Source organism: Streptomyces sp. enrichment culture, from assembly GCF_964273255.1.
Classification (GTDB): domain Bacteria; phylum Actinomycetota; class Actinomycetes; order Streptomycetales; family Streptomycetaceae; genus Streptomyces.
In genome coordinates this window covers 1019525-1040195 of sequence record NZ_OZ186835.1, presented here as the reverse complement: position 1 = coordinate 1040195, position 20671 = coordinate 1019525, and the positions used below count along the sequence as shown (strand labels likewise).

The 20671-nt window shown below is 72.6% G+C and carries 18 protein-coding genes; 5 read left to right on the top strand and 13 right to left on the bottom strand.

Annotated elements, in window-relative coordinates:
• Positions 1-64: 64 nt before the first annotated feature.
• The gene (locus ACSU53_RS04540) at positions 65-541 is read left to right on the top strand and encodes a VOC family protein (protein WP_437024869.1); all 477 of its coding nucleotides are present in this window, start codon (positions 65-67) and stop codon (positions 539-541) included.
• A 48-nt stretch (positions 542-589) separates the two neighbouring features.
• Here the strand turns inward: ACSU53_RS04540 and ACSU53_RS04535 are convergent, their stop codons facing one another.
• On the bottom strand, positions 590-1933 hold the full coding sequence (locus ACSU53_RS04535; protein ID WP_437024868.1) for a BTAD domain-containing putative transcriptional regulator: 1344 nt from the start codon (positions 1931-1933) through the stop codon (positions 590-592).
• Positions 1934-2051: 118 nt separating this feature from the next.
• On the opposite strand from ACSU53_RS04535, the gene ACSU53_RS04530 reads away from it, so the two are divergent.
• The 3 genes from ACSU53_RS04530 (at position 2052) to ACSU53_RS04520 (ending at position 4824) form a co-directional block, all read left to right on the top strand.
• Positions 2052-2552 carry a hypothetical protein gene (locus tag ACSU53_RS04530; RefSeq protein ID WP_437024867.1) on the top strand — a complete coding sequence of 167 codons (501 nt, stop codon included), beginning with the start codon at positions 2052-2054 and terminating at the stop codon, positions 2550-2552.
• Positions 2553-2770: 218 nt separating this feature from the next.
• Complete coding sequence (locus tag ACSU53_RS04525; RefSeq protein ID WP_437024866.1) at positions 2771-4294, top strand: AlkA N-terminal domain-containing protein; 1524 nt, start codon at positions 2771-2773, stop codon at positions 4292-4294.
• A 44-nt stretch (positions 4295-4338) separates the two neighbouring features.
• Positions 4339-4824, top strand: coding sequence for a methylated-DNA--[protein]-cysteine S-methyltransferase (locus ACSU53_RS04520; protein WP_437033026.1), 486 nt, complete (start codon positions 4339-4341; stop codon positions 4822-4824).
• A 24-nt stretch (positions 4825-4848) separates the two neighbouring features.
• Here ACSU53_RS04520 and ACSU53_RS04515 read toward each other — a convergent pair whose 3' ends face one another.
• From ACSU53_RS04515 to ACSU53_RS04505, 3 genes are all read right to left on the bottom strand, one after another.
• On the bottom strand, positions 4849-5592 hold the full coding sequence (locus ACSU53_RS04515) for an SIR2 family NAD-dependent protein deacylase (RefSeq protein ID WP_437024865.1): 744 nt from the start codon (positions 5590-5592) through the stop codon (positions 4849-4851).
• 70 nt (positions 5593-5662) lie between these two features.
• On the bottom strand, positions 5663-6166 hold the full coding sequence (locus ACSU53_RS04510; protein ID WP_437024864.1) for an NUDIX domain-containing protein: 504 nt from the start codon (positions 6164-6166) through the stop codon (positions 5663-5665).
• A gap of 175 nt (positions 6167-6341) precedes the next feature.
• Positions 6342-7439: an ADP-ribosylglycohydrolase family protein gene (locus tag ACSU53_RS04505; RefSeq protein ID WP_437024863.1), complete on the bottom strand. Its 1098-nt coding sequence runs from the start codon at positions 7437-7439 to the stop codon at positions 6342-6344.
• Between the two features lie 168 nt (positions 7440-7607).
• Here ACSU53_RS04505 and ACSU53_RS04500 point away from each other — a divergent pair, with 168 nt between their 5' ends.
• The gene (locus ACSU53_RS04500; protein ID WP_437024862.1) at positions 7608-8777 is read left to right on the top strand and encodes a glycerate kinase; all 1170 of its coding nucleotides are present in this window, start codon (positions 7608-7610) and stop codon (positions 8775-8777) included.
• A gap of 642 nt (positions 8778-9419) precedes the next feature.
• Here ACSU53_RS04500 and pssA read toward each other — a convergent pair.
• The 9 genes from pssA to ACSU53_RS04455 all read right to left on the bottom strand — a co-directional run bounded on the left by pssA (position 9420) and on the right by ACSU53_RS04455 (position 20612).
• Positions 9420-10238, bottom strand: a complete 819-nt coding sequence (gene pssA / locus ACSU53_RS04495) for a CDP-diacylglycerol--serine O-phosphatidyltransferase (RefSeq protein WP_164337458.1) — start codon at positions 10236-10238, stop codon at positions 9420-9422.
• Positions 10239-10260: 22 nt separating this feature from the next.
• The gene (locus tag ACSU53_RS04490; RefSeq protein WP_362094693.1) at positions 10261-10917 is read right to left on the bottom strand and encodes a phosphatidylserine decarboxylase; all 657 of its coding nucleotides are present in this window, start codon (positions 10915-10917) and stop codon (positions 10261-10263) included.
• A gap of 171 nt (positions 10918-11088) precedes the next feature.
• Positions 11089-12303, bottom strand: a complete 1215-nt coding sequence (locus tag ACSU53_RS04485; RefSeq protein WP_437024861.1) for an acyl-CoA dehydrogenase family protein — start codon at positions 12301-12303, stop codon at positions 11089-11091.
• Between the two features lie 3 nt (positions 12304-12306).
• Positions 12307-12819 carry a MaoC family dehydratase gene (locus ACSU53_RS04480; RefSeq protein ID WP_365791088.1) on the bottom strand — a complete coding sequence of 171 codons (513 nt, stop codon included), beginning with the start codon at positions 12817-12819 and terminating at the stop codon, positions 12307-12309.
• 5 nt (positions 12820-12824) lie between these two features.
• Positions 12825-13799, bottom strand: coding sequence for an HpcH/HpaI aldolase/citrate lyase family protein (locus ACSU53_RS04475; RefSeq protein WP_437024860.1), 975 nt, complete (start codon positions 13797-13799; stop codon positions 12825-12827).
• Complete coding sequence (locus ACSU53_RS04470) at positions 13796-15844, bottom strand: protein meaA (RefSeq protein WP_437024859.1); 2049 nt, start codon at positions 15842-15844, stop codon at positions 13796-13798. Before ACSU53_RS04470 ends, ACSU53_RS04475 begins: the two co-directional genes overlap by 4 nt.
• Before the next feature lie 8 nt (positions 15845-15852).
• On the bottom strand, positions 15853-17196 hold the full coding sequence (gene ccrA / locus ACSU53_RS04465; RefSeq protein WP_360594219.1) for a crotonyl-CoA carboxylase/reductase: 1344 nt from the start codon (positions 17194-17196) through the stop codon (positions 15853-15855).
• A 631-nt stretch (positions 17197-17827) separates the two neighbouring features.
• Positions 17828-18643 (bottom strand): TetR family transcriptional regulator, encoded by an 816-nt coding sequence (locus ACSU53_RS04460; protein WP_437024858.1) that lies wholly within the window; start codon positions 18641-18643, stop codon positions 17828-17830.
• A 163-nt stretch (positions 18644-18806) separates the two neighbouring features.
• On the bottom strand, positions 18807-20612 hold the full coding sequence (locus ACSU53_RS04455; protein WP_437024857.1) for a 3-hydroxyacyl-CoA dehydrogenase family protein: 1806 nt from the start codon (positions 20610-20612) through the stop codon (positions 18807-18809).
• Positions 20613-20671: the final 59 nt, after the last annotated feature.

The following is a 20671-nucleotide window of genomic DNA, read 5'->3' as shown; positions in this document are numbered from 1 at the left end:
CCCCGGAATGATCCACCCGGGCCCCGGGTTCATGTCTGGTACCGACGATCTCCGAGGAGCCGACATGTCCGACGCGCCCGCGGTCCGCGAACTCCGCCTGGTGGTCACCGCACCCGACTACGACGAGGCACTGCGCTTCTACCGGGACGTCCTCGGTCTCACCGAGCGCGCCGCGTTCAGCTCCGCCGACGGCCGCGTCACCATCCTCGAGGCCGGCCGGGCCACGCTGGAGCTGACCGACCCGAACCACGCCGCCTTCATCGACGAGGTCGAGGTGGGCCGCCGGGTGGCCGGACACGTGCGGGTCGCCTTCGAGGTGGACGACTCCACCGCCGTCACGGCCCGACTGGCCGCCGCCGGCGCCGAGGTGATCGCCGAGCCGGCCCGCACCCCCTGGAACTCCCTCAACTCCCGCCTGGAGGCCCCGGGCGCCCTCCAGTTGACCCTGTTCACGGAGCTGGACGGGACGGAGGAACGAGATGCCGACGGGACGGAGGTCCCAGACGTCGACGGGAGGGAGGAACGGGAAGGGGACGCCTAGGCTCGGCACGGGCACCGGACAGGGACGGTTCCCCACGACGCCTCGGCGTCAGCACGCCTCCGCGTCCCGCCCGGCCCCGCAGGTCCCCAGGCTGCACCACCTCCGCCGTCCGTCCTCGTCGAGGAACAGCCAGCCGCAGTCCGGGCTCGGACAGGTGCGGACGGTGAACCGGCGGGGATCGGCGAGCAGATCGCCCGCGCGCAGGGCGACGGCGCGCAGGGGCAGGTGCAGTCCCGACGACGGGGACGGCTGCCAGCGCCCCAGACCGTCCTCGCGCCGGACGAACACGGACGACCGGGCGGCCCGCTGCACCTCCTCGGCGACCGCACGGAAGGCGCGGCCGTCCCGCGGGTCCCTCAGGCAGGCGCGCAGTTCGCCGCGGAAGCGCCGGGCCTCGTCGAGCGCGGCGGCGGCCTCCTCCGGCCGCCGGTCCGCCTGCTCGCGCAGCACGGCCACCTGCCGGGCGTCGATCAGGTTCAGGTGCCCGGCCCACACGGCGAGCGTGGCGTGGTCCCGCAGCCATTCCGATCCGGGCCGTGGATCCCCGCCCCAGCCGGCGTAGGTGTTGCAGAACTCCAGCGCCGGGTGCCCGCCCGTGCTCCACGGCAGCCACCGGCCGTCGACCCGCACCGCGTGGACGGGCCCCGGCGGCCGGTCCAGCCGGGGGTCGGCGCGCAGCACGCGCTCGTGCAGGGTGCGCAGCCCGGGGTGGGGTGCGACGCCGAGTTCCGCCGCCAGCAGGCGGCGGGTGCGGTCGTACAGCTGGAGCGCCTCGGCCTGGCGTCCCGCGCGGTACAGGGCGGTCATGCCGGCGGCGACCAGGGACTCGCGGGTGGGGTGCTCCGCGACCACCGGGAGCAGGTCCACGACCACCCGGTCGTGCATCCCCATGTCGAGCCGGTCCTGCGCCCGGTGCTCCACGGCGGACAACCGCAGCTCGGTGAGGCGCACCCCGAGGCCGCCGCGCAGCCGGTCGTCCGCGACATCGGCGAGCAGCGGGCCCCGCCACAGTGCCAGGGCCGCGTCGTAGTCGCGGATCCGCTCCACCGGATCGGTGGCCGCGGCCGCCTTCCCGGCGAGCGCGGTGAACTCCCGCACGTCGGTCGAGTAGGGCCCCGGCTCCACGACGTACCCGTCATGCCGGGTGCCGACCTGCACCCCGTACGGATCCAGCGCGGCACGCAGCCTGCCCACGTAGGTGTGGACGGTCGCCCGGGCCGACGCGGGCGGTGCGGCGTCCCACAGCAGCGCGATGAGGCGTTCGGTCGTCACGACGCGCCCCGCGTGCAGCAACAGCACCCCCAGCAGGCACCGTTCCTGCCGGCGGTTTCCCAGTGCCACCGGCTGTCCGTCGTGGCGGGCGGCGAACGGGCCGAGCAGCTGGAACTCCATGGTGGGCCCGGAGCCTAGCAGCGCGGTGCGCCGGGCAGGATGGTCAGCTCTTGGTCAGGGCCCGGGGGAAGACTGCGACGTGCCACCCCCTCCGAGCCCCGACACCAGGGAGAACCCCATGCGACGAGCCGCCCTCGCCCCGCTGGCGCTGACCGCCGTACTCCTCGGCGCGACCCCGGCGAACGCCGGGACGGACACCGGCTGGGAACCGGCCCCCTCCGCCCCCTGGGACGTCGCCGCCGGCGCGCGCTGCGACTTCCCCGTCCACGGCGAGCCGGTGGTCGACGAGGTGGTGCAGCGGGTGCTGAGCACCCACCCCGACGGCTCCCCGAAGCGGGTCGCGTACCAGGGCGACCTGGTCGTACGGGTCACCAACACCGACACCGGCGCCCACCACGACGCCGACGTGAGCGGCTCCGCCCTGGTCGAGTACCGGCCCGACGGCTCCCAGTTCTGGGCCGTGCACGGTCCGGTCCTGGTCGGCGTGGGCGAGGGCAGCCTGCCGCGCGGGCTGTACGTCGTCGACGGGGTCTACACGATGGACATCAGCGCCACCGGCCACAAGGACGTCCACCTCCTCCACGGGACCACCGACGACCTCTGCGCACGCATCGGCTGACGGCGTCCGGGCCACCCGCCCGCGCCCATGGGCGCGGGCGGAGCGGCCCGGGCGGTGACGCGGGTCCGGGGACGCCGGCGCGTGGATGCGGGCGGCCGGACGCGGACGAGTGGATTCGCCGGGACGGTCCGGCAGGCGATCCGCCCCGGCGCAGGACCGCCGACGTCCATGTCGGATTTCCGCCGGAACCGGGCCGCCCCATGCCGGATCCTTGAGGCATGCGGAAGGGCATGCACACCGACACCGAGCGCTGCGTGCGCGCCGTGCGGTCCAAGGACGCGCGGTTCGACGGCTGGTTCTACACCGCCGTCCTGACCACCGGCATCTACTGCCGGCCCAGCTGCCCGGTGGTGCCGCCGAAGGCCGAGAACATGGTCTTCCACCCCAGCGCGGCGGCCTGCCAGCAGGCCGGCTTCCGCGCCTGCAAGCGCTGCCGGCCCGACACCAGCCCCGGCTCCCCGGAATGGAACCACCGGGCCGACGCGGTCGCCCGCGCCATGCGGCTGATCACCGACGGGGTGGTGGACCGCGAGGGCGTGCCCGGGCTCGCCGCCCGGCTCGGCTACAGCACCCGGCAGGTCGAACGCCAGCTGCTCGCCGAGCTCGGCGCGGGCCCCCTGGCCCTCGCCCGCGCCCAGCGCGCCCAGACCGCCCGCCTGCTCATCGAGACCACGACGCTGCCCATGGCGGAGATCGCCTTCGCCGCAGGGTTCTCGTCCGTGCGGACCTTCAACGACACGGTGCGCGAGGTCTTCGCGCTCTCCCCGAGCGGCCTGCGCGCCCGGGCGCCCCGCCAGGACGCCCGCCACACCGCCGGCGCGCTGTCCCTGCGGCTGCCGTTCCGGACCCCGCTCCACCCCGACAACCTCTTCGGCCACCTCGCCGCGACCGCCGTACCGGGCGTGGAGGAATGGATCCCCCACAGCCTTGAGGGCGTGGGAGGTGCCCCCAACGGCGCCTACCGCCGCACCCTGCGCCTGCCCTACGGGCACGGCATCGTCGCCCTCGCCCCGCGCGCCGACCACATCGCGTGCCGCCTCACCCTCAGCGACCTGCGCGACCTGCCCGTCGCCATCAGCCGCTGCCGCCGCCTGCTCGACCTGGACGCCGACCCCGTCGCCGTCGACGGCCACCTGCGCACGGACCCCGTCCTCGCGCCCCTCGTCGACCAGGCCCCCGGCCGGCGCGTGCCGCGCACGGTCGACGCGGCGGAGTTCGCGATCCGCGCGGTCCTCGGCCAGCAGGTCTCCACGGCCGCCGCCCGCACCCACGCCGCCCGCCTGGTCAGCGCCCACGGCGAACCGGTCCACGACCCCGAGGGCGGCCTCACCCACCTCTTCCCGACACCGGGCGCCCTGGCCGCGCTCGACCCCGACGCCCTGGCCCTGCCACGCGCCCGCCGCACCACCCTCACCACCCTGGTCCGCGCCCTCGCGGACGGCGACCTCCCCCTGGGCGTGGACAGCGACTGGCCCGAGACCCGCGCGCGGCTCCTCGCCCTGCCCGGCTTCGGCCCGTGGACCGCCGACGTCATCGCCATGCGCGCCCTCGGCGACCCCGACGCCTTCCTGCCCACCGACCTCGGCATCCGCCGTGCCGCCCGCGGCCTGGGCCTGCCCTCCACACCCGCCGCCCTCACCGCCCGCGCGGCGGCCTGGCGGCCCTGGCGGGCCTACGCGGTGCAGTACCTGTGGGCGACGGACAGCCACCCGATCAACGTCCTCCCGGCACGAGAAGCCTGAGAAGCCCCTACGAGCCCGGCATGAGCACTGGAGAATCGAAGCCCATGAAGCAGCACACCGTGATCGACAGCCCCTACGGCCCGCTGACCCTCGTCGCCGACGACGACGGCGTCCTGTGCGGCCTCTACATGACCGGGCAGCGCCACCGCCCGCCCGAGGAGACCTTCGGCGACCGCGACGACACGCCCTTCGCCGAGGCGCGCGAGCAGCTGTCGGCGTACTTCGCGGGCGAGCTGAAGGAGTTCACCCTCCCGCTGCGCCCGCACGGCACCCCGTTCCAGCGCCGCGTCTGGGACGAGCTGAGGCGCATCCCCTACGGCGAGACCCGTTCCTACGGCCGGCTCGCCGAGGCCCTCGGCAGCCCCAAGGCGTCCCGCGCCGTCGGCCTCGCCAACGGCCGCAACCCCATCGGCATCGTCATCCCCTGCCACCGCGTCATCGGCGCCTCCGGCGGCCTCACCGGCTACGGCGGCGGCCTGGAGCGCAAGCAGCGCCTGCTGGACTTCGAACGGGGCGCGGGCCTGTTCTGACCGGCGGGGCCGGTGCCGCCGGTGTCAGCCGGTCCCGCCCTCGGCGCCGATCCGGTGCAGCAGTGCCGGCAGCGCCGTGCCGATGGGTTCGCGGACCACCTCGTCGGCGATCTCGTCGTACGGGGTCGGTTCCGCGTTGACGATGATCAGCCGGGCCCCGTGGTCGGCCGCGACGCCGGCGAGACCGGCGGCGGGCTGGACCTGGAGGCTGGTGCCGACGGCGAGGAACACCGAGCAGCCCTTGGCGATCGCGAGGGCATCCGCCAGCACGGCGGGATCGAGCCGCTCGCCGAACATCACCGTCGCGGACTTCAGGATGCCGCCGCATTCCCGGCACGGCGGATCCGGCTCCCCGGCCTCCACCCGCGCCAGCGCGTCCGCCATCGGCCCCCGCGCGGAGCAGTCGGTGCACACCACCTCGCGGACGGTGCCGTGCAGCTCCAGCACCTTGCGGGCGGGCATCCCGGCGAGCTGGTGCAGACCGTCGACGTTCTGCGTGATCACCCGCACCGCCGCCGCCCCGGACCGTTCCAGCTCGGCCACGGCACGGTGCGCGGCGTTCGGCTCGGCGGTCAGCGCGTCGTTCTTCCGTCGCAGCTGCCAGGACCGGCGCCGGATGTCCGGGTCACCCATGTAGTACTCGTAGGTCACCAGCTTCTCGGCCTCGGGGTCGCGACGCCAGACACCGTTCGGCCCGCGGTAGTCCGGGATTCCGGAGTCGGTGCTGATCCCGGCACCGGTGAGGAGCGCGACAAGGGGCTTGCTCATGCGGCCGAGGGTAGGCGGCCGGGCCCCCGTCCGGCGACCGCATATCCGCAGGCCCGGCCCGGCCTCCCGCTCAGTGCACCCGGTGGCCGTCCTCCAGCTCCGCGGTGCCCGAGCCCTCGTCCAGGACGTCCAGCGCGGCCAGCACCCGGCGGCCCAGCGCGCCCGGCAGGTGGGAGGCCAGCTCCGCGCGGGGCACCAGCCGCCAGGACAGCAGCTCCTCCTCCTGCAGCCGGATCGCCCCCAGCTCCTCCTCGCCGAGCACCCCGCCGTCGTACAGGTACGCCACCAGCGGCGGCCGCCCCGCACCCCGCACCCAGTCCACCGCCAGCAGCCGCCCCAGCTCCCGGTCCAGCCCGATCTCCTCGGCCGTCTCGCGCCGCGCGCCCTCCCGGGGCGTCTCCCCGTCGTCGGACTCGATCGTGCCGCCGGGCAGCGCCCAGCCCTCCCGGTAGTTCGGCTCCACGAGCAGCACCCGCCCCGCCCCGTCCCGGAAGAGCGCACCGGCTCCGGCGAGGACACGGGGGAGGGAGGCGATGTAGGAGGCGAAGTCCTGGACGTCCTGCGTGGTGGTCATGCCGGGAAGGGTAACCAAACGGCCCGTCCGCATTCCGCACCACCGGAGGCCCCCGTCCCGGCGCACGGCAGCACGCGCGGGTCCCCGGCCGGCACGGGGCGGCGCACACGCGGGGCGCACGGGGGAGGGGCACGCGGGTGGGGCACGCGGATGGGCATCCTCCCCGTTCAGCGGATCAGCCGTCCGCTTCCCGCGCCTCGCGGGCCAACCGCACCGTGCGCTCCGCCAGTTCGGTGATGCTGACGCCGTCGCAGCCGAAGACCGCGCTGCGGACCGTGTCGGCCAGCGGCGCACGCCACTGCTCGGGCACGGCCGCCGCGCCGCACAGGACGCCGGCCACCGAGCCCGCCGTCGCGCCGTTGGAGTCGGTGTCCAGGCCGCCGCGGACGGTGAGGGCGAGGGTGCGGGTGAAGTCGCCGTCGCCGTAGAGCAGCCCGGCGGTGAGGACGGCGGCGTTCGGCACCGTGTGGATCCAGCCGAGACCGGCCGTCTCGCGTTCGAGCGTGGCGAGGGTGTCCTCCCAGGCCAGTCCCGTCCCGTGCAGGGAGGCCGCGCGGCGCACGGTGCGGGCCAGGCGGCTGCTCGCCGGGATGACGGTCAGCGACGCCTCCACCGCCTCGCGCACCGTGTCCGCCGTGAACGCCGCCGCGATCAGCGCCGCCGCCCACATCGCGCCGTACACCCCGTTGCCGGTGTGCGAGAGCACCGCGTCCCGGCGGGCCAGCGCGGCGGCGCGGCGCGGGGCGCCGGGGGAGGTCCAGCCGTGGATGTCGGCGCGGATGAGGGCGCCGATCCACTCCTGGTACGGGTTGTCGTACGTGGCCGTCAGCGGGGGCTTCAACCCGTTCGCCAGGTTCCGGTACGCCGCCCGCTCCGCGGTGAACGTCTGGAGGTACGGCAGCCGCAGCAGCCACAGGTCGCCGACCTGCTCCGTGGTGAAGGCGAAGCCGTGCGTCTCCAGCAGGTGCAGGCCGAGGATCGAGTAGTCGACGTCGTCGTCGCGGCAGCTGCCGTGCACCCGGCCGCGCACGCAGGCCCGCCACTCCGGCCGCAGCAGGGCGGCCTCGTTCTCGCCGGGCGGCTCGGGCAGGTAGTCGGTCAGCGGCAGCGCGTCGGCCGCCCGCAGGTACCGGTCGATGCGGTCCCGCGTCCACACCTCGCCCTGCTCGACCGGCTTGCCGAGCATGTTGCCCGCGATCCGGCCCAGCCAGCCCCCGAGGACGCGATCGGCCAGCGCCGGGTCCGTGCCCACATCCGTGCCCACAGCGGTCATGGGTCCGGTCTACCCGAATCCGGGCCCGGCCGCCCTGGTCACCACGCGGGTCACCCCGTTCCACCGGCTGGTCGCCGCATGACGGCGGACGCGCCGGGCGGTTAAGGTCGCAGCGGCGCGACTGGTCCCGGACGGATGTGCGGGACCCGGACAGCGAGGGGATGGCAAGTGGCGGACACTGCAGTGGGCGGCACTCGATCGGCACGGTCGATCCAGCGGGTGCTCGTCGCCGCGGACAAGTTCAAGGGCTCGCTGACGGCCGTGGAGGTCGCCGACCGCGTGACGGCCGGGCTGCGCAGCATCGCGCCGGGCCTGGAGGTCGAGGCCCTTCCGGTGGCCGACGGCGGCGACGGCACCGTGGCGGCGGCGGTCGCGGCCGGGTTCGACCGGCGGGAGGTACGGGTCCAGGGCCCGCTCGGCGACCCGGTGACGGCCGCGTTCGCGCTGCGCGGCGACACCGCCGTCGTGGAGATGGCCGAGGCCAGCGGACTCCAGCGGCTCCCGCAGGACACCTTCGCGCCGCTCACCGCGTCCACGTACGGCTCCGGCGAGCTGCTGCGGGCCGCGCTGGACGCGGGCGCGCGCACCATCGTGTTCGGGGTGGGCGGCAGCGCCACCACCGACGGCGGGGCGGGGATGCTGGCGGCGCTCGGCGCCCGTTTCCTGAAGGCCGACGGCGAGCCGGTGGCGCCCGGCGGGGGCGGACTGGCCGAGCTGGCGTCGGCCGACCTGGCCGGTCTCGACCCGCGGCTGGGCGACGTCGAGCTGGTCCTCGCCAGCGATGTCGACAATCCGCTGACCGGCCCGAAGGGCGCCCCCGCCGTCTACGGGCCGCAGAAGGGCGCCTCACCGGAGGACGTGGAACGGCTGGACACGGCCCTCGGCCACTTCGCGAAGGTCCTGGAGGGCGCCGTCGGCTCCCGCGCCACCGAGTACGCCGCCTCCCCGGGCGCGGGCGCGGCGGGCGGCATCGGTTTCGGCGCGATGCTCGTCGGTGCCCGGTTCCGGCCCGGCATCGAGGTCATGCTGGACGTGCTCGGCTTCGCGCCGGCTCTGGAGCGGGCCGACCTGGTGATCACGGGGGAGGGGTCGCTGGACCAGCAGACCCTGCACGGCAAGGCCCCGGCCGGTGTCGCCGCCGCGGCCCGCGCCGCGGACCGGGAGGTCGTGGCGGTGTGCGGCCGGCTGGCCCTGCCCCCGGAGGAACTCGGACGGGCCGGCATCCGCAGGGCGTACGCCCTCACGGACCTCGAACCGGACGTCACCCGGTGCATCGCCGAGGCGGGCCCCATCCTGGAACGCACGGCGGCGCGCATCGCCCGCGATTTCCTGACCTGAGTCCCGGGGCGGGGCGGGGCGGGGCGGGGCCGGGCCGGGGCCGGAATGACCCCGGTGCTGTACCTGAGCCGCGGGGGCCGGGCCTGCGGGCCGCCGGCGCCCGAGCCGGTGGAGCCCTCGCCCACCCGCCACTCGACTGGGCCGGCAGCCGGCGTCTCCTTGCCCGAGCTCGCCAGGACGGTGCACAGCCGTTCCGGCGGGCTCCGGCACAGCAAAGGGCGCGGAACCCAACAAGGGGCGGCGGAGGGCCAAGGCCGGACCGGCCCGGTGCTGCGCCTGCGCCGCGGCGGCCACGGCCCCTGGGCTCCTCCGGGCTCCGGGCTCCGGCCTCCGGGCTTCGCCCACCCACCCCCTCGACTCGACCGGCCGCTCGGCCCCCGACCCGAGCCCGCCCACGACCGTCGAGGAACCGCCCCGCCGTGTTCGGGCACAAGGGCCACGCCCCCCTGCCTTCGGGCCCCGGCCCTCCGGGCCAACCGGCAGCCGGCAGCCGGCAACCGGCCCCCGGCCCGAGCCGCCCGGAACCGTCGGAGAACCGCCCCACCGCGCTCGGGCACAGCAAAGGGCCCCCGAACCCAAAGGGTCCGGGGGCCCACAGCCACACCGGCCAAGCCGAGCCGGCCGCTCCGGCCGAGCGCAGCGCTACGGCATCTGCGCCGCCCGCGCCTCCCGCCGGTTGTCGCGGAAGTTGTTCACCCGGCGTGCCGTGGCGAACAGCGGGATGACCGCGCCCATCACCAACTGCAGCGCGCACCCCGTCTGGAGCAGCAGCTGGCCGCTGGGCGCGTCGAACGCCCATGCCGCGAGCAGGCCCATGGACAGGACGATCCACGACAGCATGGCCACGGCGAGGCGCCCGCGCGGCTTCGGGTACTCGACCCGGCTCACCATCAGCCAGGCGGTGCCCAGGATCGCCAGCAGCGTCGCCACGAACGGCAGCTCGAGGAGCACGATCGAGACGACGGTCAGCGCGCCGAACGGCGAGGGCATGCCCTGGAAGGTGCCGTCCTTGACGGTGACGCAGGAGAACCTCGCGAGCCGCAGCACCACCGCCAGCAGCACCACGATCGCCCCGACCGCCGCCACTCTCTGGTGCGCGTCGTCGGCGACCATGCCGTAGACGAGGACGAAGTACGCCGGCGCCAGGCCGAAGCTGATCAGGTCGGAGAGGTTGTCCAGCTCCGCGCCCATCGGCGAGGAGCGCAGCTTGCGCGCGACCAGGCCGTCGAAGAGGTCGAAGACCGCCGCGCACAGCATCAGGATGACGGCCGTGGCCGCGCTGTGGCGGGCCATGCCGGTCTCCTGGCTGCCCGTGAGGTGCGGGATCAGGATGCCGGTGGTGGTGAAGTACACCGCCATGAAGCCACAGGTGGCGTTGCCCAGGGTGAGGGTGTCCGCTATCGACAGGCGGAGCGAGAGCGGCATCTCCTCCTCGTCCTCGTCCTGGTCGGCCTCGGGCACCCACCCGGCCTGTGTGTCGGGATCAATCACGGTCAATGCGAGTCACCCCTGCCACGGTCTTCTGACCGACCTCGACCGCGACCTCCACGCCCTCGGGCAGGTAGAGGTCGACACGCGAGCCGAAGCGGATGAGACCGATCCGGTCGCCCTGCTCGACCTTGGTGCCCTGCGGCACGTAGGGGACGATGCGGCGGGCGACGGCGCCGGCGATCTGGATCATCTCGATGTCACCGAGCTCGGTGTCGAAGTGCCAGACGACGCGCTCGTTGTTCTCGCTCTCCTTGTTGAAGGCGGGAACGAAACCACCGGGGACGTGCTCGACCGACGTTACGGTGCCATCCAGCGGCGCGCGGTTGACGTGGACGTTGAGCGGGCTCATGAAGATCGCGACACGCGTGCGGCCGTCCTTCCACGGCATGATGCTCTGCACCACTCCGTCGGCGGGCGAGATGACCCGGCCCCGGGTGATCTCGCGCTCGGGGTCGCGGAAGAACCACAGCATCCCCGCCGCCAGGGCGGTGGCGGGGACGGCTACGGCCTTCGCGGCACCCGAGCGGCGGGCACGCAGCAGGCTGACGGCCGCCGTGGCCACGGTCGGCAGAAGCCACGGCGAGGCTCCGCGCGCGAGGCGTACGCCGGTGCGGCTGTCGCGGGGTGCAGAGGTTTGGCTGTGGGGCATGGATGACCTTCGTAGCGGATCGTGCCGCGCACTGACGGGGGACGGCGGCTTTCCGGCGATCGTAGCGGCTCCGGGCGGCAACTGGGTAAGCCAGGCAACCGAGTCGACAGCCGAGGAGTGCTGACGGGGTGTGATCCTGTTTTCCAAGAAAACACCCCGTATCCGGACAAGTCAGCCCTGGAATCGATACTCTTCGAGCAGTCGCCGGCCGATGATCATTTTCTGGATCTCGGCCGTCCCCTCACCGATCAGCAGCATCGGCGCCTCACGGTAGAGGCGCTCGATCTCGTACTCCTTGGAGAAGCCGTAGCCGCCGTGGATCCGGAAGGCGTCCTCCACGACCTCCTTGCAGTACTCGGAGGCGAGGTACTTCGCCATCCCTGCTTCAAGGTCGTTTCGTTCCCCGGAGTCCTTTTTGCGTGCTGCGTTCACCATCATCGCATGCGCCGCCTCCACCTTGGTAGCCATCTCCGCCAGCTTGAACTGGATGGCCTGGTGCTGGGCGATCGGCTTGCCGAACGTGTGACGCTGCTGGGCGTACTGGACGCCCAGTTCGAACGCACGCTGAGCGACGCCGCAGCCACGCGCGGCGACGTTCACGCGGCCGACCTCGACCCCGTCCATCATTTGGTAAAAACCTCGGCCGGTGACCCCGCCGAGCACCCGATCGGCGGGAACCCGCAGGCCGTCCATGATGAGCTCGGTCGTGTCGACGCCCTTGTAGCCCATCTTGTCGATCTTGCCCGGGATGGTGAGGCCGGGACGCACCTCACCGAAGCCCGGCTCCTTCTCGACCAGGAAGGTGGTCATCGACCTGTGCGGCGCCGTGGCTGTTTCCGCAGGGGAGTGTCCTTCGTCACTGCGGACCAGAACGGCCACCAGCGACGAGGTTCCGCCGTTCGTCAGCCACATCTTCTGGCCGTTCAGGACGTACTCCTCGCCGTCCTTCACCGCCTTGGAGGTGATCGCCGACACGTCCGAGCCGAGGCCCGGCTCCGACATGGAGAACGCGCCGCGGATGTCGCCGGCCGCCATCCGGGGCAGGAAGTGGTCCTTCTGCTCCTGCGTGCCGTGCTGCTTGAGCATGTACGCCACGATGAAGTGGGTGTTGATGATGCCGGACACCGACATCCAGCCGCGGGCGATCTCCTCCACGCACAGCGCGTAGGTGAGGAGCGACTCGCCCAGACCCCCGTACTCCTCGGGGATCATCAGACCGAACAGACCCAATTCCCTGAGCCCGTCGACGATCTGCTGCGGATACTCGTCACGGTGCTCCAGCTCGGTGGCGACCGGGATGATCTCCTTGTCCACGAAGTCGCGGACGGTGGAGAGGATCTCCTGCTGGACGTCGGTCAGACCGGCGGTCTGGGCGAGACGGGCCATCGCTTACTTCCCCTGTTCCTTCAGCTCGGGGCGGCCCGGCTGCTCGCCGCCGCGCTCCTTGATGTACGTCTCGGTCGGCACCATCACCTTGCGGCGGAACACGCAGACCAGCGTGCCGTCCTGTTTGTAGCCCTTGGTCTCCACGTACACGATCCCGCGGTCGTTCTTCGACTTCGACGGCCACTTGTCGAGCACGGTCGTCTGGCCGTAGACCGTGTCCCCGTGGAAGGTCGGCGCCACGTGCCGCAGCGACTCGATCTCCAGGTTGGCGATGGCCTTGCCGGAGATGTCCGGCACCGACATGCCGAGCAGCAGCGAGTAGATGTAGTTCCCGACGACGACGTTCTTGCCGAAGTCCGTCGTCTTCTCCGCATAGTTGGTGTCCATGTGGAGGGGGTGGTGGTTCATCGTGAGGAGGCAGAAGAGGTGGTCGTCGTACTCGGTGACCGTCTTGCCGGGCCAGTGCTTGTACGTCGCCCCGACCTCGAACTCCTCGTAGGTGCGTCCGAACTGCATGGCGCTCAGCCCTCCGGGATCTCGAACGTGCTGGTGCGCTGCATGCCGGCGGCGCGCCCCTTGCCGGAGATGACCAGGGCCATCTTGCGGCTGGCCTCGTCGATCATCTCGTCGCCGAGCATCGCGGAGCCCTTCTTGCCGCCCGCCTCGGAGGTGTAGTAGTCGTACGCGTCCAGGATCAGCTCGGCGTGGTCGAAGTCCTCCTGCGAGGGGGAGAACACCTCGTTGGCCGCGTCCACCTGACCCGGGTGCAGCACCCACTTGCCGTCGAAGCCGAGGGCGGCGGCCCGGTCGGCGACCGCGCGGAAGCCGTCGACGTTGCGGATCTGCAGGTAGGGGCCGTCGATCGCCTGGAGGTTGTTGGCGCGGGCGGCCATCAGGATCTTCATCAGGATGTAGTGGTAGGCGTCCGCCGGGTAGCCGGGCGGCTGCTCGCCCACGACCAGCGACTTCATGTTGATGGACGCCATGAAGTCGGCCGGGCCGAAGATGATGGTCTCGACGCGCGGGGAGGCCTGCGCGATCTCGTTGACGTTGTTCAGGCCCTGCGCGTTCTCGATCTGCGCCTCGATGCCGATCCGGCCGACCTCGAAGCCCATCGTCTTCTCGATCTGCGTCAGCAGCAGGTCCAGCGCGACGACCTGCTGCGCGTCCTGCACCTTCGGCAGCATGATGCAGTCGAGGTTCGGGCCGGCGCCCTCGACCACGGTCACCACGTCGCGGTAGGTCCACTCGGTGGTCCAGTCGTTGACCCGGACCACGCGCGTCTTGCCGGTCCAGTCGCCCTCGTTGAGGAACTTCACGATGGTGTGCCGCGCCTCGGGCTTGGCCAGCGGCGCGCACGCGTCCTCCAGGTCGAGGAAGACCTGGTCGGCGGGGAGGCCCTGGGCCTTCTCCAGGAAGCGCGGGTTGGAACCCGGCACCGCCAGACAGGAGCGCCGGGGGCGCAGACGGTTGACCTGGGGAGCGGGGCTGGTCATGCGGGGACCTCCAGGGGGTCGAGCTTGTTCGCTGTGCGGATCTCGTCGACGATGCGGCCGATGATCCCGGTGATGTCGAAGTCCTTCGGGGTGAAGACCGCGGCCACTCCCGCGGCCCGCAGCGCCTCGGCGTCTCCGGTGGGGATGATGCCACCGGCGATCACCGGTATATCTGTGGCACCGGCCACATGGAGGCGCTCCAGCACGTCCGGCACCAGCTGGGCGTGCGAGCCGGAGAGGATGGACAGGCCGACGGCGTGCACGTCCTCCGCGAGGGCGGCGTCCACGATCTGCTCCGGGGTGAGCCGGATGCCCTGGTAGACCACCTCGAACCCGGCGTCGCGAGCCCGCACGGCGATCTGCTCGGCGCCGTTGGAGTGACCGTCCAGGCCCGGCTTGCCGACCAGGAAGCGCAGCTTGCCGACGCCGAGGTCCTGGGCCGTCAGCTCCACCTTGCGGCGCACCCGGCCGAGCGCGGTGCCCTCCTCGGCAGTCACCGCGAGCGGCGCGGACGACACGCCGGTCGGCGCGCGGAACTCGCCGAACACCTCGCGCAGAGCCCCCGCCCACTCGCCGGTGGTCACGCCGGCCCGGGCGCACTCCAGGGTGGCCTCCATCAGGTTGTCCGTGCCCTTCGCGGCCTCCTTCAGCCGCTCCAGCGCCTTGCAGGGGCGCGGGTGGTTGAACGGCGGCTGGTAGCGGGTGTCCCGCCACTCCTGGAGGGCGGCGACGACCCGGGCCTCGACCGCGGGGTCGACCGTCTGGATCGCGGTGTCCAGATCGGCGGTCAGCGGGTTGGGCTCGGTGCCCTCGAAGGCGTTCACACCGACGATCTTCTCCTCGCCGGACTCGATCCGGGCGCGGCGCGCGGCGTGCGAGGCGACGAGCTGCGACTTGAGGTAGCCGGACTCGACGGCGGCCATCGCGCCGCCCATCTCCTCGATGCGTTCCATCTCGGCGAGGGAGTCCTCGACCAGCTGCGCGACCTTCGCCTCGACCACCTTCGAGCCCTCGAAGAGGTCGTCGTACTCCAGCAGGTCGCTCTCGTAGGCGAGGACCTGCTGGATGCGCAGCGACCACTGCTGGTCCCAGGGGCGGGGCAGGCCCAGCGCCTCGTTCCAGGCGGGCAGCTGCACGGCGCGGGCGCGGGCGTCCTTGGAGAGGGTGACGGCCAGCATCTCCAGCACGATCCGCTGGACGTTGTTCTCCGGCTGCGCCTCGGTCAGCCCGAGGGAGTTGACCTGCACGCCGTAGCGGAAGCGGCGGTGCTTGGGGTTCTCGATGCCGTACCGCTCGCGGGTGATCTGGTCCCAGATGCGGCCGAAGGCGCGCATCTTGCACATCTCCTCGACGAAGCGGACACCCGCGTTGACGAAGAAGGAGATGCGGCCGACCACGTCGCCCATGCGTTCCTGCGGCACCTGGCCGCTGTCGCGCACCGCGTCGAGCACGGCGACGGCGGTGGACATCGCGTACGCGATCTCCTGCACCGGCGTGGCCCCGGCCTCCTGCAGGTGGTAGCTGCAGATGTTGATCGGGTTCCACTTCGGGATGTGGGAGACCGTGTACGCGATCATGTCCGTCGTCAGGCGCAGGCTCGGCCCGGGCGGGAACACGTGGGTGCCGCGGGACAGGTACTCCTTGACGATGTCGTTCTGCGTCGTGCCCTGGAGCTTGGTGATGTCCGCGCCCTGCTCCTCGGCGACGACCTGGTAGAGCGCCAGCAGCCACATGGCGGTGGCGTTGATCGTCATCGAGGTGTTCATCTGCTCCAGGGGGATGTCCTGGAACAGCCGGCGCATGTCACCGAGGTGGGAGACCGGCACCCCGACCCGGCCGACCTCGCCGCGGGCGAGGACGTGGTCGGGGTCGTAGCCGGTCTGGGTCGGCAGGTCGAAGGCGACCGACAGACCCGTCTGCCCCTTGGCGAGGTTGCGCCGGTACAGCTCGTTGGACGCCTCGGCGGTGGAGTGGCCGGCGTACGTCCGCATGAGCCACGGCCGGTCCCGTTCCCTGGGCGCCTGCGGCGCCTGACGCTCTGTCATGTCCGACCTCAGATGTTCCGGAAGCGGTTGATGGCGTCGATGTGCTGGGCGCGCTTGGCGTGGTCGCGCACGCCCAGGCCCTCCTCGGGCGCCATGCACAGCACGCCGACCTTGCCCTGGTGCAGGTTGCGGTGGACGTCGTAGGCGGCCTGCCCGGTGTCCTCCAGGGAGTAGGTCTTCGACAGGGTGGGGTGGATCTTGCCCTTGGCGATGAGGCGGTTGGCCTCCCACGCCTCGCGGTAGTTGGCGAAGTGCGAGCCGATGATGCGCTTCAGCGACATCCACAGGTAGCGGTTGTCGTACTCGTGCATGTAGCCCGAGGTGGAGGCGCAGGTGGTGATGGTGCCGCCCTTGCGGGTGACGAAGACGGAGGCGCCGAAGGTCTCGCGGCCGGGGTGCTCGAAGACGATGTCGATGTCCTCGCCGCCGGTGAGCTCGCGGATGCGCTTGCCGAAGCGCTTCCACTCCTTGGGGTCCTGGGTGTTCTCGTCCTTCCAGAACCTGTAGCCCTCGGCGTTGCGGTCGATGATCGCCTCGGCGCCCATCTTCCGGCAGATGTCCGCCTTCTGGTCGCTGGAGACGACACAGATCGGGGTGGCGCCGCCGGCCAGCGCGAACTGCGTGGCGTAGGAGCCGAGTCCGCCGCTGGCGCCCCAGATGAGGACGTTGTCGCCCTGCTTCATGCCGGCGCCGTTGCGGGACACCAGCTGCCGGTAGGCGGTGGAGTTGACCAGGCCGGGGGCGGCGGCCTCCTCCCAGGTGAGGTGGTCCGGCTTGGGCATCAGCTGGTTGGACTTCACCAGCGCGATCTCGGCGAGGCCGCCGAAGTTGGTCTCGAAGCCCCAGATGCGCTGCTCGGGGTCGAGCATGGTGTCGTTGTGCCCGTCGGACGACTCCAGCTCGACGGACAGGCAGTGGGCGACGACCTCGTCACCGGGGCGCCAAGCGTTGACGCCGGGGCCCGTGCGCAGCACGACGCCGGCGAGGTCGGAACCGATGATGTGGTACGGCAGGTCGTGGCGCCTGGTGAGCTCGCTGAGCCGGCCGTAGCGCTCCAGGAAGCCGAAGGTGGGCAGCGGCTCGAAGATCGAGGTCCACACGGAGTTGTAGTTGACCGAGGAGGCCATGACGGCCACCAGGGCCTCGCCGGGGCCGAGTTCGGGCAGCGGCACGTCGTCGAGGTGGAGCGACTTGCGCGGGTCCTTGTCGCGGGTCTCGAGGCCGGCGAACATCTCCGTCTCGTCCTTGTGCACGGTGATCGCGCGGTACGACTCGGGCAGCGGCAGGGCGGCGAAGTCCTCCGACGTGGAGTCGGGCGACTGGATCGCGGCCAGGATGTCCTTGACGGTCACGGTGTTGCCTCCGGCGGTGAGCGCCCTGAGGGAGGGGCGCTGAGGGTTACGTCGGTGTGCTGCTGGGGGTTTCGAGGGTGTGCCGTCGGTTCGGCGGTGGTGCTTCGGCAGCGCTGGTGGCGCGGGAGGTGCCTGTGACGCAGGCGTCCGGGCGGGCAGGCCGGGGGATCCGGCTTGCTGGGACAGCCGGCGCGCGATCGGTCTCTGCGCGCCGGCCGCCCGGACTTCCTTCAACGTATGGCACGCCGTGTCATCCGGCAAGGCACTGCGTGCCAGAACTTGCTCTCAGATGAAATCTTTACGTGACACATGAGCGATGATCGATCGAACGGGGTCCGCGAGGCGCCAGAAAAGGGCCCCTGACATGCCAAAACGGCCACCCCGTGGGGTGGCCGTCATCACAGGCGCTCCGCCGCGTCGTCTGCTCGCTGTGGGCTGTGCCGCGAGGTTCCCAGCGTCTGGTCCGGCGCCGTCCCGGCCTCTTCTCAGCGGCTCTCGGTGTCTCTCGCTGCCTCTCGCTGCCTCTCAGCGGCTCTCGGGGTTCTCCCGGCCGCACCGGCGCCCGCGCGCCCCCGCGCCGTCCGTCGTGAGGGGCGCCCGGTGGTTCCGGCGTGCCCGGGCGGGCTCGCGGTCAACGCTCCTTGAGTGCCTGCTCGATGGTCCGCATGACCTCGTCCAGCGGGGCGTCGGTCCGGGTGACCGTCACCAGCACCTCGCCCTGATCAACCGCCGGCGCCGCCGGACGCGGCTGCGGAGCGGTGCGGCCGCGGCCCGCCATGATGCCGCTGCCGAAGGTCTTGCGGACGATGGCGAAGGCGTGGTCGAGCTGGGCCTCGACGTCCCCCCGGCCGCCGGCCCGCAGCCAGCGCCGCAGCACGTGGTTGTGGGCGGTCACCACGGCGGACGCGGCGACCTCCGCCAGCAGCGGGTCGTCGTTGCCCGCGTCGTGGTGCGCGTGCTCGTCGAAGTGACCGAGCAGGTAGCGGGTGAAGAGACGTTCGTAGCGGGCCACCGACGCGATCTCCGCCTCGCGCAGGGTGGGCACCTCACGCGTGAGCTGGTAGCGGGCGACCGAGATCTCCGGGTGCGCCGCGTACATCTTCATGACCTCTTTGATGCCGCGGCACACCGTGTCGAGCGGATGCTCGTGGGCCGGCGCGGCGTTGAGCACCGCCTCGGCGCGGACCAGGGTGTCGTCGTGGTCCGGGAAGATCGCCTCCTCCTTGGACCGGAAGTGCCGGAAGAAGGTGCGGCGCGCGACCCCGGCCGCGGCGGCGATCTCGTCGACGGTGGTCGCCTCGTACCCCTTGGACGCGAACAGCTCCATCGCGGCGGCCGCCAGTTCCCGGCGCATTTTCAGCCGCTGGGCTGCGGCACGGGACCCTGCTGTGCTCTCCGGCGCCTCGGTCGTGGCGGGTGGACGTACGGACTTGGCGGGCTGGGACATGCCCCGAACGTACTGCATGGGCGCAGCTCGGTGCGCGTGGCCGGGGGCTCCCCCGCCCTCCTCGGGCGGGGGAGACGTGCCGTTCGCGGACGGCGGGGACCGGTCGGGACCGAGCAGCCCGCCCCATTCCGCCCCGGCCCCGGACCAGTCGCCGGGGCGATGCTCAGCGCTTGGCATATTCGCGGAAGCCACGGCCGGTCTTGCGGCCGAGGCAGCCCGCGGCCACCAGGTGCTCCAGCAGCGGCGCCGGGGCCAGACCCGGGTCGCGGAACTCGCGGTGCAGCACCTTCTCGATGGCCAGCGACACGTCCAGCCCGACCACGTCCAGCAGCTCGAACGGTCCCATCGGGTAGCCGCCGCCCAGCTTCATCGCGGTGTCGATGTCGTCCAGCGACGCGTAGTGCTCCTCGACCATCTTGATCGCGTTGTTCAGGTACGGGAACAGCAGCGCGTTGACGATGAACCCGGCCCGGTCGCCGCAGTCGACGGCGTGCTTGCGGATCGTCCCGCACACCTCGCGCACGGTCGCGTGGACGTCGTCGGCGGTCAGCACGGTCCGCACGACCTCCACCAGCTTCATGGCCGGCGCCGGGTTGAAGAAGTGCATCCCGATCACGTCCTGCGGGCGCGAGGTGGCCCGCGCACAGGCGATGACGGGCAGCGAGGAGGTGGTCGTGGCGAGCACCGCGCCCGGCTTGCAGACCTTGTCCAGCGCGGTGAACAGCTGCCGCTTGACCTCCAGGTCCTCGGCGACCGCCTCCAGCGCCAGGTCGACGTCCGCGAAGTCGTCGTAGGTGCCGGTCGGGGTGATGCGCTCCAGCGCCTCGGCGGCGGCCTCGGCGGTCATCCGGCCCTTGTCGACCGAGCGGGCCAGCGACTTGCCGATGCGGGCCTTCGCGGCCTGGGCCTTCTCCTCGCTGCGGGCGGCGAGGACCACGTCGTAGCCGCCCTTGGCGAACACCTCGGCGATGCCGGAGGCCATGGTGCCCGAGCCCGCGACACCCACCGAGCGGACCGTCCGGCCGCCGGTGCCGGCGCCGTCCTCGCGCGGGGTGAGCGCGTCCGGCACGACCGTGCCGCTGCCCGGCGCCTCGTACGTGTAGAAACCGCGGCCCGCCTTGCGGCCCGTCAGTCCCGCCTCGCTGAGCTGCCGCAGGATCGGGGCGGGCGCGTGCAGCCGGTCCTGCGATGCCGCGTACATGGCCTCCAGGACGGTGCGGGCGGTGTCGATGCCGATCAGGTCCAGCAGCGCCAGCGGTCCCATGGGCAGACCACAGCCCAGGCGCATCGCCGCGTCGATGTCCTCGCGGGAGGCGTAGTGCGACTCGTACATCGCCGCGGCCTGGTTGAGGTAGCCGAACAGCAGACCGTCGGCGACGAATCCGGGCCGGTCGCCGACCGCGACGGGCTCCTTGCCCAGGTCCAGGGCGAGATCGGTGACCGCGGAGACGGCCCCCGGGGCGGTCAGCACCGAGGAGACCACCTCCACCAGCTTCATGGCCGGCGCCGGGTTGAAGAAGTGCAGCCCCAGCACGCGCTCCGGCCGCGCCGACTCCGCGGCGAGCCGGGTCACGGACAGCGCGTTGGTGCCGGTCGCCAGGATCGCCTCGGGCCGCACGACGGCGTCGAGCTCACGGAACACCTGCTGCTTGACCTCGTACGACTCCGGCACCACCTCGATGACCAGGTCGGCGTCGGCCGCGAGGGTCAGGTCGGTGGAGACGCGCACCCGGGCGAGCAGGGCGGTGCGCTCCTCCTCGGTCAGCCGGCCGCGTCGCACGGCGCGGGCGGTGGAGGCCTCCAGGGCGGCGAGGCACCCGGCGGCCTGGGCCTCGCTGATGTCGATGCCGACGACCTCGCGGCCGGCCCGGGCCAGGACCTCGGTGATGCCGGTGCCCATGGTGCCGAGGCCGACGACGGCGACGGTCCGCAGCGCGGAGGGAGGAGTGTGGGACAGGGGAGTGGCCATCGCGGGACTCCAGGAATGAGGGTGACGACGGAAGACGCCGCCCGGGTACGTCCGTAGGA